The sequence below is a fragment of the Salipiger sp. 1_MG-2023 genome (assembly GCF_030547555.1).
GTDB lineage: Bacteria > Pseudomonadota > Alphaproteobacteria > Rhodobacterales > Rhodobacteraceae > Salipiger.
This window is the reverse complement of record NZ_JAUOQN010000020.1, coordinates 38,118-52,144: the sequence shown is the minus strand read 5'-3', so window position 1 is coordinate 52,144 and position 14,027 is coordinate 38,118. Positions and strand designations below refer to the sequence as shown.

At 63.8% G+C, this 14,027-nt stretch carries 14 protein-coding genes; 4 read left to right on the top strand and 10 right to left on the bottom strand.

Features of this window, described 5'->3' with window-relative positions; translation table 11 throughout:
- Positions 1-26: 26 nt before the first annotated feature.
- Positions 27-1,073: a rod shape-determining protein gene (locus Q4543_RS11625; RefSeq protein ID WP_216004552.1), complete on the bottom strand. Its 1,047-nt coding sequence runs from the start codon at positions 1,071-1,073 to the stop codon at positions 27-29.
- 482 nt (positions 1,074-1,555) lie between these two features.
- Here Q4543_RS11625 and mscL point away from each other — a divergent pair, with 482 nt between their 5' ends.
- Both mscL and Q4543_RS11615 read left to right on the top strand, forming a co-directional pair.
- On the top strand, positions 1,556-1,978 hold the full coding sequence (gene mscL / locus Q4543_RS11620; protein WP_216004551.1) for a large conductance mechanosensitive channel protein MscL: 423 nt from the start codon (positions 1,556-1,558) through the stop codon (positions 1,976-1,978).
- A gap of 85 nt (positions 1,979-2,063) precedes the next feature.
- Entirely contained in the window at positions 2,064-2,951 is an 888-nt protein-coding gene (locus Q4543_RS11615; protein ID WP_216004550.1) for a cation diffusion facilitator family transporter, read from the top strand.
- 146 nt (positions 2,952-3,097) lie between these two features.
- On the opposite strand, the gene Q4543_RS11610 is transcribed toward Q4543_RS11615, so the two are convergent.
- From Q4543_RS11610 to Q4543_RS11590, 5 genes are all read right to left on the bottom strand, one after another.
- Positions 3,098-3,871 (bottom strand): metallophosphoesterase, encoded by a 774-nt coding sequence (locus Q4543_RS11610; protein ID WP_303438468.1) that lies wholly within the window; start codon positions 3,869-3,871, stop codon positions 3,098-3,100.
- A 67-nt stretch (positions 3,872-3,938) separates the two neighbouring features.
- Complete coding sequence (locus Q4543_RS11605; RefSeq protein WP_303438466.1) at positions 3,939-5,309, bottom strand: polysaccharide biosynthesis/export family protein; 1,371 nt, start codon at positions 5,307-5,309, stop codon at positions 3,939-3,941.
- A gap of 158 nt (positions 5,310-5,467) precedes the next feature.
- Positions 5,468-5,692, bottom strand: coding sequence for a hypothetical protein (locus tag Q4543_RS11600; protein WP_303438464.1), 225 nt, complete (start codon positions 5,690-5,692; stop codon positions 5,468-5,470).
- Between the two features lie 621 nt (positions 5,693-6,313).
- Positions 6,314-6,946, bottom strand: coding sequence for a YjbF family lipoprotein (locus Q4543_RS11595; protein WP_303438463.1), 633 nt, complete (start codon positions 6,944-6,946; stop codon positions 6,314-6,316).
- A gap of 11 nt (positions 6,947-6,957) precedes the next feature.
- Entirely contained in the window at positions 6,958-9,111 is a 2,154-nt protein-coding gene (locus tag Q4543_RS11590; RefSeq protein WP_303438462.1) for a YjbH domain-containing protein, read from the bottom strand.
- A gap of 547 nt (positions 9,112-9,658) precedes the next feature.
- Between Q4543_RS11590 and Q4543_RS11585 the strand changes: the two genes are divergently transcribed.
- A complete protein-coding gene (locus Q4543_RS11585) occupies positions 9,659-10,243 on the top strand; it encodes an outer membrane lipoprotein carrier protein LolA (protein ID WP_303438461.1) in 585 nt (194 codons plus the stop codon).
- A 36-nt stretch (positions 10,244-10,279) separates the two neighbouring features.
- On the opposite strand, the gene Q4543_RS11580 is transcribed toward Q4543_RS11585, so the two are convergent.
- On the bottom strand, positions 10,280-10,873 hold the full coding sequence (locus tag Q4543_RS11580) for a lytic transglycosylase (protein WP_303438459.1): 594 nt from the start codon (positions 10,871-10,873) through the stop codon (positions 10,280-10,282).
- A gap of 270 nt (positions 10,874-11,143) precedes the next feature.
- Between Q4543_RS11580 and hspQ the strand changes: the two genes are divergently transcribed.
- Positions 11,144-11,470 (top strand): heat shock protein HspQ, encoded by a 327-nt coding sequence (hspQ, locus tag Q4543_RS11575; RefSeq protein ID WP_216004542.1) that lies wholly within the window; start codon positions 11,144-11,146, stop codon positions 11,468-11,470.
- 57 nt (positions 11,471-11,527) lie between these two features.
- Here hspQ and Q4543_RS11570 read toward each other — a convergent pair whose 3' ends face one another.
- From Q4543_RS11570 to Q4543_RS11560, 3 genes are read right to left on the bottom strand one after another with little or no spacing between them, the layout of a single operon-like run.
- Positions 11,528-12,571 (bottom strand): low specificity L-threonine aldolase, encoded by a 1,044-nt coding sequence (locus tag Q4543_RS11570; protein ID WP_303438456.1) that lies wholly within the window; start codon positions 12,569-12,571, stop codon positions 11,528-11,530.
- Complete coding sequence (locus tag Q4543_RS11565; RefSeq protein ID WP_216004540.1) at positions 12,571-13,041, bottom strand: YcgN family cysteine cluster protein; 471 nt, start codon at positions 13,039-13,041, stop codon at positions 12,571-12,573. Before Q4543_RS11565 ends, Q4543_RS11570 begins: the two co-directional genes overlap by 1 nt.
- Positions 13,038-13,970: a bifunctional riboflavin kinase/FAD synthetase gene (locus Q4543_RS11560; protein ID WP_303438454.1), complete on the bottom strand. Its 933-nt coding sequence runs from the start codon at positions 13,968-13,970 to the stop codon at positions 13,038-13,040. Before Q4543_RS11560 ends, Q4543_RS11565 begins: the two co-directional genes overlap by 4 nt.
- Positions 13,971-14,027: the final 57 nt, after the last annotated feature.

Sequence of the window (14,027 nt, the reverse complement as noted above, 5' to 3'; positions counted from 1 at the left end):
GCCGCGCTTTGGGCGCGGCTGAAAGGTCAGGAATCGTAATCGATGGCGTGGCGCAGCTGTTTTTCGTATTCCAGCGCCTTGCCGGTGCCAAGCGCCACGCAATTGAGGGGTTCATCCGCGATCGACACCGCAAGCCCGGTCTGCTCGCGCAGCGCCAAATCGAGATCGCCCAGCAGCGCGCCGCCGCCCGTCAGCATCACGCCGCGGTCGACGATGTCGGCGGCCAGATCCGGCGGGGTGGCTTCGAGCGCGGTCATCACCGCTTCGCAGATCTGCTGCACCGGTTCCGCCAGCGCCTCGGCGACCTGCGCCTGGCTGATCTCGGTTTCCTTGGGCACGCCGTTGAGCAGGTCGCGGCCGCGAATCTGCATCGAGCTGCCGCGCCCGTCATCGGGCATCCGCGCGGTACCGATAGAGGTCTTGATCCGCTCTGCGGTGGATTCACCGACGAGCAGATTCTGCTGACGACGCAGGTAGTTGACGATTGCCTCGTCCATGCGGTCGCCGCCGACGCGGATCGAGCGGGCATAGACGATATCGCCCAGCGACAGCACGGCCACCTCGGTGGTGCCGCCGCCGATGTCCACGACCATGTTGCCGGTGGGGTCGGTGATCGGCATCCCGGCGCCGATGGCCGCCGCGATCGGTTCGGCAATCAGGCCTGCCTTGCGGGCACCAGCGCTCAGCACCGACTGGCGGATAGCGCGCTTTTCAACCGGGGTCGCGCCGTGCGGCACGCAGACGATGATCTTGGGTTTGGAAAAGGTCGACCGCCGGTGCACCTTGCGGATGAAATGCTTGATCATTTCCTCGGCGGTGTCGAAATCGGCGATCACGCCTTCGCGCATCGGACGGATCGCCTCGATGCTGCCGGGGGTGCGGCCGAGCATCAGCTTGGCATCCTCGCCTACGGCCAGCACCTTCTTGACGCCGTCCTTGATGTGATAGGCCACCACCGATGGTTCGGACAGCACGACGCCCCGTCCCTTGACATAGACCAGCGTGTTCGCGGTGCCGAGGTCGATGGCCATGTCCGCCGAGAAGACGCCCATGAGTCTGTCCAATCCAAACATGCCGTGCCTGTCCCCAATCGTCTTGTGTGAGCGCGTAATAACATTACGGGCCTGCGACTCTCTGAGCCCAAGCCGTGGCCCTTATAGGACTGCTTGCAGGGGCGCGAAAGGGCATCGCCCCCGCAAATGCGCGTGATATCGCCGCCGCGCGGGAAGGTGATGCGTTTTCGGGGAAATTCGCTGCATTGCGCGGCCGGATCAGGGCCCCGGCCCGCGATGGCCCGGCGTTTGCGCAAAACCGGGGCTGCGCCGCAGCAGCTGACCCGCATGCGTGACGGCGCGTTTCCCGGTGTTAAGCCCCGGCGCGAAGGCGGGTGGCGCAACTGCCCGGCAGGCATCTTGGTGCGGACACGGCGCAACGTCTGAAGACCGAACCGGGCCCCGCTGCGCAATTTCTCTCTGGAGACGTGGCATTTCATGTCACAATCACGTCAATGGCGGTTCATTCCGCAATGCAACACGCTCAGCGAGGGAGACGGCCAGTGATTCAGGAATTCAAGGATTTTATTGCCAAGGGCAATGTCATGGACATGGCGGTGGGCATCATCATCGGCGCCGCCTTTACCGCCATCGTGCAATCGCTTGTTCAGGACATGATCAACCCCATCGTCGGGCTGTTCACCGGCGGCATCGATTTCACCAACCTGTACTGGACGATGGGCGATGCCAGCTACGCCAGCCTTGATGCCGCGCGCGAAGCCGGCGCGACGGTGTTTGCCTATGGCTCGTTCATCACGGCGATCATCAACTTCTTCATCATCGCCTTTGTGGTCTTCATGCTGGTCAAGATGGTGAACCGGGTCAAATCCGCCGCCGAAAAGCCCGATGAGGTCGCCCCCGAGGTCGAGACCGGGCCGTCGCAACTCGACATCCTGATCGATATCCGGGATGCGCTGAAAAAGTAGGCCACCGCGATCCGGGTGCACTGTTGCGCACTCGGGACCGCTTCGCTATCAGCGGCATTCCCGACAAGACGGCACAGAGGCAGTCATGAGCCAGGTCCTGAAAATCGCCTACGGCAGCGTTGTCGTGGGTATCGCGGTTCTTGCCCTGAAGACGCTGGCATGGTGGCTGACCGGATCGGTCGCCTTGTTGTCGGACGCTTTGGAAAGCATCGTCAATGTCGCCACCGCGCTTGCGGCGCTTGTGGCACTGCGCATTTCGGCCATGCCGGCCGACGCCGATCACCCCTATGGCCATCACAAGGCCGAGTATTTCAGCGCCGTGCTTGAAGGTGTGCTGATCGTGGTCGCCGCCATTCTCATCCTGCGCGAGGCGTGGGACGGCTGGCAGCACCCGCGCATGATCGACGCGCCCTGGACGGGGCTTGCGATCAACCTTGTGGCCGGGATGATCAATGCGCTCTGGTGCATGATTCTGCTGCGCACGGCGCGGCGGCTGCGCTCGCCCGCGCTTGAAGCGGATGGCAAGCATTTGCTGACCGACGTGGTGTCGTCGGTGGGGGTGACAATCGGGGTGGTTGCGGCGGTACTGACCGGCTGGGCGTGGCTCGATCCGTTGCTGGCGGCGCTGGTGGCGCTCAATATCCTGTGGTCCGGCTGGCAAGTGATGCGCCATTCCGTCGGCGGGCTGATGGACGAAGCTGCCCCGGAAGGCGAGATCGAGCAGCTGCGGGTACTGATCTCGGCCAATGCCGAGGGCGCGGTCGAGGCGCATGATCTGCGCTCGCGCCGTGCCGGGCGGGCCCTGTTCGTGGAGTTCCACCTCGTGGTGCCGGGCGAGATGAGCGTCGAGTCGGCGCATGACATCTGCGACCGGATCGAGACGGCGTTGCACAATGCCTTTGAGGGCAGCCGCGTTACCATCCACGTCGAACCCGAGCACAAGGCAAAGCACAGCGGGATCGTCGTGTTGTAAGCACGCCAAGCAAGACGTGCTGTAAGCACGCCGGCGTGGAAGTGCTGTAAGCACGCCAAGTAAGAACTGCTGTAAGCGCGCCGGCGTGGAAGTGCTGTAAGCCCGCCAAGGCGGGCGGCGATCCTGCGCCGAGCGCCTGCCTTCGCTCAGGTCGAGACGAACGTGACGTTGCCCGGTTCGATCAATGCCGCGCTCAGTTTGCCGGTGGCATAGGCCCCGGTATCGAGCGCGATACGCCCCGACGTCGCGTTGGCCGTGGTGACAATGGTGTGGCCATGCAGAACCCAGATGCCATCGTCGCGGACTTCCTTTTCGAAATCCGCATGGCCCCATGTCAGCACCGACTCATCCTGATGCTCCACCGAACGCGCCGGATCGGCCCCGGCGTGGCAGGCGAAGACGTTGCCCGACATGCAGCTGGAGGGCAGGGCGCGCAGCCAGCGTTCCATCGGCGCGCCCATCGTCTCGCGCACCCGGTCACGTGCCTCGATCCACTGCGCGGGCTCGGCGCTGGAACGCGGGGCGGGAACACCGAAGCTGGCCAGAGTCTGCAGCCCGCCATGCCGGATCCATCGCGGCCCAGTGGTGTCGGGGCGGTCGAGAAAGTCGATGAACATCTGCTCGTGGTTGCCGCGCAGACAGACCACTGCCTTGTGGCCAAGTTCTGCATGGATGCCGTGCAGGCGTCGCAGCACCTGAAGGCTGTCGTCGCCGCGATCCACGTAGTCGCCAAGCATGATCAGCGTCGATACCGGACTGCCTTGGCCGAACATCCGGTCGAACAGACCATCGAGCAGCCCGGCACAGCCGTGAACGTCACCGATCGCCCAGAACGGCGCTTCGGGGGCGATGGGGGTGTCGAATACCCGACAAGGCCGGGCAAGGGTGGGGGCGGGCTTGCGCCGTGAAAACAGTCTCATGAGCTGGATCTGGCACGATTGTGCGAAAAAGCCAGAGCGCTGTCGAACAACGCCTGGCCAGTCCTGCTTAATTCGTTGCGGCGTTCGTAGCACTGACGATCAGCGACGGGGTGATCTGGTTGACCACGCGGCTCCAGCGTGTGACCGGTTGCTCTGCGACAAAGACCACATCGTTCGGGCGCAGCTCGAAGCGGGTGGCAAGAAGCAGGTTCGTCGCATCGCGCGCGTCAAGCTGCCAAGCGGTGATCGCGCCGAATTCCCGCGCATCGGCAGAGCCGCGCAGCACGTAGATTTCGCGCACGTTTCCGGATTGGGTCGGTATGCCGCCATTGGAATAGAGCGCGTCGGCCAGCGAGGCCGTCTTGCCGAAGGGCAGCGTGTAGCGCGCCTGGCTTGCGACCTCGCCGGCAAGATAGACGTAATCGCGGTCTACCGAATCCAGCTCGAGCCGGGTGGTATAGTTCGTGCGTGCTTCGGACATGTCCTGACGGCGCAGCGAGACCTCCGCGGACAGCTCGTTCAGCGCGGAAAGACGCGAGGATTGCCGGAATTCCGCAAGGCGGATGCGTTCCTCGAAATAGGCCTGCGCCCGGGTCAGCTCGTATTGGGTATCGACGAACACGGCGTCGCCGTCCGCAAGCTGCACCCGTGCAAGGCTGCGGTTGGAATACAGCTCATCAAGCGGAATCTGGTAGATCGTGCCGTCGCGATAGATCCGCACCGACGCGTAATCGAGATCGGCGGCGTTGACGCCCCCGGCAGCGGCAAGCGCCTCGTCGAGGTACAGCGGCGTCAGGGTGATCGGCGCAACGGTCGGGTTCGAGACGGCGCCACCGATCGACACTTTCTTCGAGTTGAACTCGGTGACTTCAAGGCTGAAGGTCGGTTCGATGTCATTCTCGACAAGCCGCTGGAACAGGCTGTTCTCGGCCTCGTCGATGGTCGATCCGGCAACCTGAACCCGCCCGACATTGGGAATCGCGATCGCGCCATCGTCCTGCACGGTATAGCCTTGGCGCGAGTTGGTGGCGGCCAGAAGGCCGGTCAGCTGCTCGACGGTCGAGCCGGCCTGCGGCGTGGCAAGCAGCAGCACGTCACCGACGCCGATCTGGTAGGGTCCGGTTGCGGGCGCAGGGGGAACGCGGGTCTGAAGCGAGGAAGGTTTGCTTTGATATTCGACCACCGGGGCAGGGGCGCTGCCCGCGCCGGGCCGGACATTGCCACCGCCGGCGGTGTTGAAGAAGAACGGCGGCAATTCCTTGGGCGCATAGTCCGAGCGATTGGCAACGATGGTGCTTTCGGGCGTGATCTTGAGCACCCGGACCTTGGCATCACTGCCACGCACCGGGTTCACCGAGGGTGACTGGTAGGCAACGCCGCAGGCCCCCAGCGCCAACAGACTCGCCGCGGCGAGTCCCCTGAAAGTGTTCTTGGCCATGTCTCGTCCTCGTCTCGATGGTCTGTCGGTGAGCCGCTTCTTCTTTACGAAAGCAGTACTGTCAAAGGGGTCTTCATGCCACCGAACCGGCAGCGAAAAGGCGAACCCGATGCAGGTTCGCCTCAGCCACGGCAGATCTCTGCGCTACGTTGTGGCGCTTACTGCAAAGGAGTCGTGTTGTTGGAGGATCCACCATCGCCACTACCACCGGAGGTCGAGGCAATCGCGATCGTTGCCACGGTGCCAGCGATCAGCAGCGGCATAAGGGACAGCGGTGCGCTTTGTGAGCTGATGCTAGGATCGCGCGGCGTGACTTCCTGAGCCTGAGCGATCGGTGCAAGAGAAACAAGGCTTGCGGCTGCGAGTGCAAGAATTCGAGTCATTTTGAGATTTCCTCTGAAAGACGTTTCTTTCGGTTAACATGTCAGAGGCACTCGCGCAAAGGGTGTTGCGAAGGCACGGAAAATTAATGCGTCGGAATGTCTCCCGGTGCTTGAAAATCGGCCAATGCCCAATCCGTGCGCCGTTGTGGGTGCGGCGCGCGCTATCCGAACTTAGTCGCGGACCGTCGAACTGGTGCTGCTGGTACTGCCGGAGGACCCTCCGTCCGACGTCGAAGTGGCAGTCAGCAGCGCCGTCGTGGTCAGCGACGGGGTTGGAAGCAGCGGCGATGCTTCGCTTGGCTCTTCGGGATATCTCGGGACAACGTCCTGCGCTTGGCTGCCTGTTGCAGGCAGAAGAAGCGCCGCGACCAGAAACGGCACGCGGCAGGGCGCAGATCTGACATGAACCATGTCATAACTCCAACAATGAACTCGTTACACATCACCAAGGTTGCACAGGTACAGAAATTCGCAACCCCTTGTGGCTGCTTTTGCCAGCCTTTGGCCGGTGCTGCAATGCCAACTGCCCGGCGCGCGGTCTTGTCGCGCAGAGTTTCAGCACAATAGAATGATTTTTGGTGGATTCGATGTCTCCGCCGCCCGGGGCGGCGGAGTATCGGCCTATTGAAGCTGTTCGCGCTCGATATAGCCGATGGCCGGGCCGGCCCATTCGATTGCGCGCAGAACCCGGCCAGAGCCGTCGACCCAGTAGGTATTGTCGAACTCCTGCACCAGTCCGGTACAGCTTTCGTTGATTCGCGTCGCGGGCAGGGTCTTGAAATAGGCCTGCGTGCTGTCTGCGCTGCGGGTGTAGTCGCAGACATAGGCCTCGGCGATCAGCTTATCTTCGCCGTCAAGATGCCGGTGCACCCGCTCGCCTTGATTGATGCGACCGGCCAGCGCGGCGCGCACATCCGTCACATCCGCAGTGATCAGGTCGCCGCCAAGGCCCCGCGTCGCCTGCAGCACACCGCCTTGCAGCACGATGCCTTCGCCAGATCCGGACCGCCACGACGTATTGGCACCACTGGTCTGTTCCTGCGCGAACAGCGCCTGCGCCGCGTCGCGCTGTGGCAGCGTCAGCAGGAACAGCGGAGCGTCGGTCTGGGCGGCGATCTCGGGGGTCAGCTGCGCGCGCAGATCGACCGCGGGCGCTTTGCTGACCCTGATCAAGGCGCTCAGCTCGGTGAACGTCTTTTTCGTTGCGCCATCGCTGCTGCAGGCGGCAAGCGCCAGAGCGCAGAGCAATGCCATGGATGCTGTTTTCATCGCCAGAACCGCCCCCAGTCGGATTGCAGCGCCGGTTGTTGGAAATCGCGCACCTGTTCGTAAAGACGTCCGTCGACCTCCAGTCGGGCGCCGCCGTCCCGCTGCACCGGACGGATCGTCCGCGTGATGCTTGCACGGGTGCGCTGGCCGGTGAGGGCGGACAGCGGGATGTCGAAGCGAATGCCCTTGTCGAACGAGCCTTCGCCGAAATCGTCGAAGCTGACATCGGTCAGCGTGGCAAAGGCGCCGATGCTGATACCGTTGCCGAAGGTGCGGTCGATGCCCAGTGTCGCGCCCCAGTCGCCGGCAAGATAGCGCCCGGCATCAAGCTGGTAGGCAAAGCCGCCATCGCCTTGCCAATAGGCCGAGGCGTGGCCGGTCCAGACGTCATAAGACTGAAAGCCGAAGCCCTGTTCGTACTCGCGCTGCTTGGCATAGTTGATTTCAAGCCCGAGACCGAGGCGGCTATCGACCGGCTTCCACAGCACCTCTCCGGAGAGGCCGCCGAACATCGGCTCGAACCAGCCAGCGGTGATGCGGCCAAAAACATCCTCGCCCGGCCGGAAGAATTTCGCCGCTGTCAGGCTCGGCATCGTGATGCCGTCCTGATCGGCGTAGCGCGCGTTGTCGGACCGCACATGTTCCAGCACCGAGTTCGATGTGGGCAGATCGCCGGCATTGCCCGCAAGCTTCTGGCGCAGCGCGCCTTGCAGCACCAGCCCGGGGGCTGGCTCGTAACGGCCGCTAAGTTCGGCGCCGAAGGTCAGGCGGATCGGGCTTTCGGGGTCGAAATAGCTCGCCTCGAGATACGGCCCCAACCGCCAACTGGCTTTCGGGTAGGCGGCATCGACGACGGTGGGCAAATCCTGCGCTGACACAATTTTGGCGCGGGCAAAGCTTTGCCATGCGCCGTCGGGCGCGTGCTCCAGCTCTTCGAGGTCGGAGCGGGTAAGCGTCACCGTGCTGACCGCCAGACCGTTGTTGTCGATCAGGGTGATGTCGTAGCGTTCGACCGAGGGCGGCAGGTTGTTGGTCATCATCCGGGCCACCCGGCCGATGACCTGCGCCGGAGCGGTCTGGCCGCCCATCCGCAACGAGATCCGGGCGCTGCGCGGCCCGACGTCGAAGCCTTCGAGCAGGAGATCGTCGATGGCCAGGTAGCGCTGCATGTTGTCGCGCAGGATGCCGTTTGCGTCGGTCAGCTGCGTCCAGCCAAGATCGACGGCGCTGCCGGGGGCGCGCGGAGTCACCGGGAAAGGCGCGCGGTCGAACCCGCCGGGATAGCGGTTCGGCGTCTTTGGGTTGAACGTATAGGTCAGCCCGGCGGCCACGGCAGAGCCGTGAAGCCACGCGCCGCTGATCGACAGGCTGTCGCTATAGCGGTAGGACAGCCCGACGTTGACGGGCGAGCGGTATTCGAATGACGTGTACTGCTCTTCATTGGAATAGGTATCCGTCGAGTATTCGGCAGACAGCATCAGCCGGTCGTTCACCGCGTATTGCAGCCCGGCAAACAGCGCGGCGTCGCCGCGGAACCATTGCTTTGCGTCGAGTTGGCCAGTGCCTTGCACGCCCGAAGGCCCCGATGGCCGGGTCTTGAAATCATCGCTGAACAGGCCAAGCGGGTTGTCGAACCCGTCCCGACCGGCAAAGCGCCCCCAGCCAAGCCCGGTGGTCGCGCGCAGCCGCCCGAAGGTCTTGGTGGCAACAAGGTATTCGCCGGCATAGATGCCGGTGCCGCCGAAATCCTGAAGCCCCACCGTTACGGCGGGCATCCGGGCGGTTTCTTCGTGCAGCAGGAACCGCAAATCGAAGCTGCGGTCGTAATAGGGGTCAATGCCCTGATAGCTGTCCAGATTGGCGTAGCGGAACACGCCCGACAGGCGCGGCGTGATCTGGAAATGCCCGGTCAGGCGGCGGCTGCCGTCAAGGATTGACAGCGATACGTCGATATCTGCATCGCGGGCCGAATGCGCCGTTGGCATGTCGATGATGCCGGGCACGCCCATGAAGTTCAGCACCGGGCGATTCCAGATCCACGGGCTTTCCTGTGGCAGGGCCGCCCCGGCGGACAGGGCGCAGGTCGTTGCCGCCAGTACACAGGCACGCGCGGCGACTCGACCTCGCCCAGCCCTGTTCAAAACCGGCATGTCCATTCTCCACGGTGTCTTGTTTTGCGGCGGGCGCAAACGGCCACCGTCGTCGTTGTGTTTGCGCCACCTTTGCCCGCCTGCGCAATCGCTGCCAACCTCCAGCCCAGATCGCGCAGGGTTCGGCGGGTAAGCGTGGCATTGTTCACACAGGCTGGGCAAATGGGCCGCCGCGGGTGAACAATTGTTTAGCAGCCTTGGGTTGGCGCGGCCTTGCGGACTGCATCCCCAGTCGCTTTTGCCACGCCGCACACATGATGCGCGCGCCAAGCTGGCGAGGGCGGCAGGACCGGGCAGCTCGCGCACGGGCTGCTGACCGGTTGCCCCCTGAAGATCGCCTTTGATCCGGGCTGGATTGACCGCGAGGCGCGCGCCGGGATGCCCCGCAAGGCGGACTACAGGCGATCCCTCGCCGGTGCGCTGGCACGCTGAGCCTTGGCTGGCCGCGGTTAGCGCCTATCTATCCCTGCAAGGCGCGGCGGATATGGCATAACCGGACAGCCGGTGCCATGTCTGCCGCCATCGACCAGAGCAGGAAGGACGATTTATGCTCCGCACCGCCCTCGCCGCGCTGACCGCGCTTGCGCTGACCGCCGTTCCGGTGGCCGCAGACCAGCTGTCGCTTGGCCAGATCTCGCAGTATCTCAACACCATCCAGTCGGCCAAAAGCCCGTTCACCCAGATCAACGGTGACGGCACGATCTCGACCGGGACGGTCTATATCAAGCGCCCCGGCAAGATGCGTTTCGAGTACAACCCGCCCGAACAGGCCATGGTGCTGGCATGGTCCGGCGCGGTGTATATCTTTGACAAGAAGGTGGGCGGGCAGCCCGAGACCTATCCGCTGAGCCAGACGCCGCTGTCGATCATCCTTGATCGCAACGTCAATCTTGGCCGGGCCGGGATGGTGACGGGGCACAGCTATGATGGCACCGCGACAACGGTCACCGCACAGGATCCGGCGCGCCCGGAATACGGCTCGATCCAGATGAAGTTCACCGCGAACCCGATGGAGCTGCGTCAGTGGATCGTGCGCGATGGCAATGGCCAGACCACGACGGTGGTGCTGGGTGGTCTGACGGCCACCAAGCTGTCGAATGCCACCTTCGATGTGAACCGGGTCGGCAACTGATACCGGCGGCGGCGCCTGACGGGCGCCGCCCTGCGATCAGCGCGCGGCGCGGCAGGTCGCCAGTTGCACCTGATAGACCAGCGCGCGCTTGCCAACATCGTCGGCCACCCGCACCAGCCACGCCTTGCTGTTATAGGTGCCGCGCTTATAGCCGGTCCGGCCTTCGTGATAGGCCAGATACTGGTTGCGCGCATCATACTTGCTGATCCCGAGCGAGGCGTTGGTTCCGCTCATGTACCAACCCATGAAATCGACGGCATCGCGGATGTCGTCGCGCCGGGCCCGGCGCTGGCCGGTGTCTTCGAGATATTCATCCCAGGTGCCATCGAGCGCCTGACTGTAGCCGAAAGCCGAGCTTTGCCGCCCATAGGGAATCACCCCAAGCGCATAGCGGAACGGTGTCCGCGCGTCGGAAATGAATTTGCTTTCCTGATAGATCGTCGCCATCTGCACATGCACCGGAACCCCCCATTTGCGCTCTGCGGCGCGGAAGGCGCGGGCGTAATGGGGGCGTTCGTTCAGGATTGCGCAGGCGTTTTCCAAATCGCGTGGTGCTGTCCCGTTGCCGCCGCCACCCCCGCAGGATGCCGCCAGCAACACGAGCACAAGCGCGCGCAGCCATCTGCTCATCTGCCTCTCGCTCTTCTTGGTGTTTCGCCGTGAATCGGCTTGTCGTTATGGGTTTCTTGCCTTCGGTGACGATACCGCATCAATCCCTCTGATGGAATCGGAATTGCGGCGCGCTCACGCCGCAGGCATACACACGCCGGGCGAATGTCAGCGGAACTGCTCGCCTTTAGGACTGTTGGGTGGGGGAACACAGAGTGTTTCCGCTAAATTATGCCCTAAAGTTGGACTTTCCGCCATAATGATGACAACACTTGGACCAAGAGGTATCTAATGCACACACTCCGCGCAAAATATTATCTGGGCCAGGTCGTTCGCCACCGTAAGCACCCGTTTCGCGGGGTTGTTTTCGATGTCGACCCCGAGTTCAGCAACACCGATGACTGGTACGAGGCGATTCCCGAGGACGCGCGTCCGGTGAAGAACCAGCCGTTCTATCACCTGCTGGCCGAAAACGAGCAGAGCTTTTACGTTGCTTACGTGTCCGAGCAGAATCTGATCGCGGATTACTCCGGCGAGCCGGTGGACCATCCCGACATTGCCGACCTGTTCGGGGCGTTTTCGGACGGCAGCTACCAGCTGCATTTCGCGCTCAACTGATCTGATGCCGACCGGCGTGCCATGGGCTGCCGGTCTGACGCTGGCAAGGCGGCCGCGCTAGATGGCGCGGCCAAGCACGTCAAGAAATTCGGACACCTGCGCCGGCTCCAGCGACCAGTCGCAGACAAGGCGGCCCATCAGTTCCTGTTCCGGGGCTCCGTCGAGCGTTCCCCAGATGTTATAGGCCACGCCCGCATCGTGCAGCGCGCGATGCACCGCGCGCGTGGCGTCAAAGAACACCATATTGGCGTGGGTGTCGTGCCGGATGGTCACGCCCATGCCCTTCATCCCCTGCACCAGCTGATCGCCGCGGGCATTGGCGCGCCGCGCGAGATCGGACCAGAGGTCATCGCGCAGATAGGCATCCATCTGCGCCGCAAGGTAGCGATGTTTGGAAAACAGCATCGCGCCGCGCTTGCGGCGGTATTCAAACTCTTCCGCCTTGGCGGGATCAAAGATGATCACCGCTTCAACGCCCATCAGCCCGTTCTTGGTGCCGCCGAACACGCAGATGTCGACCCCGGCTTTCCAGCTCATCTCGGCCGGGCTCACCCCCAGCTTGACGGCGGCATTGGCAAACCGCGCCCCGTCCAGATGCACCGGCAGGCCGTAGTCGCGGGCCACGGCGGTGAGCGCGCGCAGCTCCTCCATCGCATAGACGTTGCCGCGCTCGGTCACTTGCGTGATCGACACCGGGCCGCGCTTCGGCCCATGGATGCCACGGCTTTCCTCGCCTTCGATGCTGGCGCGCAGCGCCTCTGGCGTCATGCGGTCGGCTCCGGGCACCAGCGTCAGCTTGGCGCCGCCGGTAAAGAATTCCGGCGCGTTGCACTCATCTTCATGGATATGCGCCACGGGCGAGCAGAACACCGTGCCATAGGGCGGGCAGAGCACCGACAGCGACAGCACGTTCGCCGCCGTGCCGGTGGGCACGAGGTAGACCGCCGCCTCCGGCGCTTCGAACAGATCGCGCAGCCGGTCGGCCACGTCCAGCGACAGCGCATCGGCGCCGTAGCCGCTGACATGGCCGTCATTGGCGCGGGCCATGGCCTCAAATACCTGCGGTGGCACCGGGCCGGAATTGTCGGAGGCAAAGAACATCAGGTCGGCTCCTCGATGATATAGTCTTCCCAGTCGTCGTCATCGATCTCGAATTCGGAAACCGTGCGGCCCTGCATCGAGACCCCGGCGCGATGCACCGAATCCGGGTCGCCCGAGATCAGCGGGTGCCACTTGAACAGGGGCTTGCCTTCCCACAGCAGCTTGTAGGCGCAGGTCTCGGGCATCCAGTACAGGTTGTCTTCCATGTTCGTCGGCTTCAGCACGATGCATTCGGGCACGAACTGGTGGCGGATGGGATATTGCGAGCAGCGGCAGGTCTCGTCATCGAGCAGGCGGCAGGCGACGCAGGTCAGTGCCACCGCGCCGGTGTCTTCGTCTTCGAGCTTGTTGAGACAGCACTTGCCACAGCCGTCGCACAGCGCTTCCCATTCCTTGTCGCTCATCTTGGTCAGCGGCTTGTTTTCCCAGAAACGGGGGGCAAGGCCGGGGCGGGCGATCGGATCTGTCATAGGGTCGCCAGAATGCCGCGCGCGCGGTCGCAGTCTCGATCCATCTGGGCGACAAGCGCCTCGAGCCCGTCGAACTTTTGTTCGGGGCGCAGATAGTCGACCAGCCCGACCGACAGGGTCGCGCCATAAAGATCGCCCGAGAAGTCGAACAGGAAGGTTTCAAGATTCGGGGTGTTCTCGCCGAACATCGGGCGCACCCCCATCGAGGCGGCGCCGTGATACTGCCCCTTGTGCGGGCCGTTCATCACCTCGACCAGCACGGCGTAGACGCCCAGTTTTGGCTGGTGCAGCCCGTCGATCGACATGTTGGCGGTGGGATAGCCCAGCACCCGGCCACGCTGTTCGCCGCCGATCACCACGCCTTCGATGCGGTGCCAGTGGCCAAGCTGCGCGGCGGCATCGCGGGGGCGGCCATCGCTCAGCGCTTGCCGGATCGCGGTGGAACTGACGCGGGTCTCGCCCTGGGCCAGCAGGTCGGCGATGGTGACGCCAAAGCCCATCTCGTCACCAAAGGCGCGCAAGGCGTCGGTGGTGCCCGCGCGGTCATGGCCAAAGCAGAAATCGGCCCCGACCACGACATGGCTCAGGCCCAGCCCGTCGGCGATGACGTTCTGGGCAAACTCACGCGGGGTCAGCGAGGCCAGCGCCGCGTTGAAATTCAGCTCATACAGCCGATCGACACCCAGCTTTTCCAGACGGCTGAGCCGCGCCTGCGGTGACATCAGCCGGAACGGCGGCAATGCGGGCGCGAAATATTCACGCGGATGTGGCTCGAAGGTCAGCACGCCAAGAGGCGCATCGCCGCCCATCTTGCGCGCAAGGCCGATCACGGCCTGATGACCAATGTGCACACCGTCGAAGTTGCCGATGGCGACGCTGGCGCCCCGGTCCTGATCTTCGACGAACTGGTAGTCTCGTACGATCCGCATGGGCCAAGCCCTAGCCGCGCCCGCGCGCAGGCGCAAGTCGCCAGCGGCGGCTTTGAT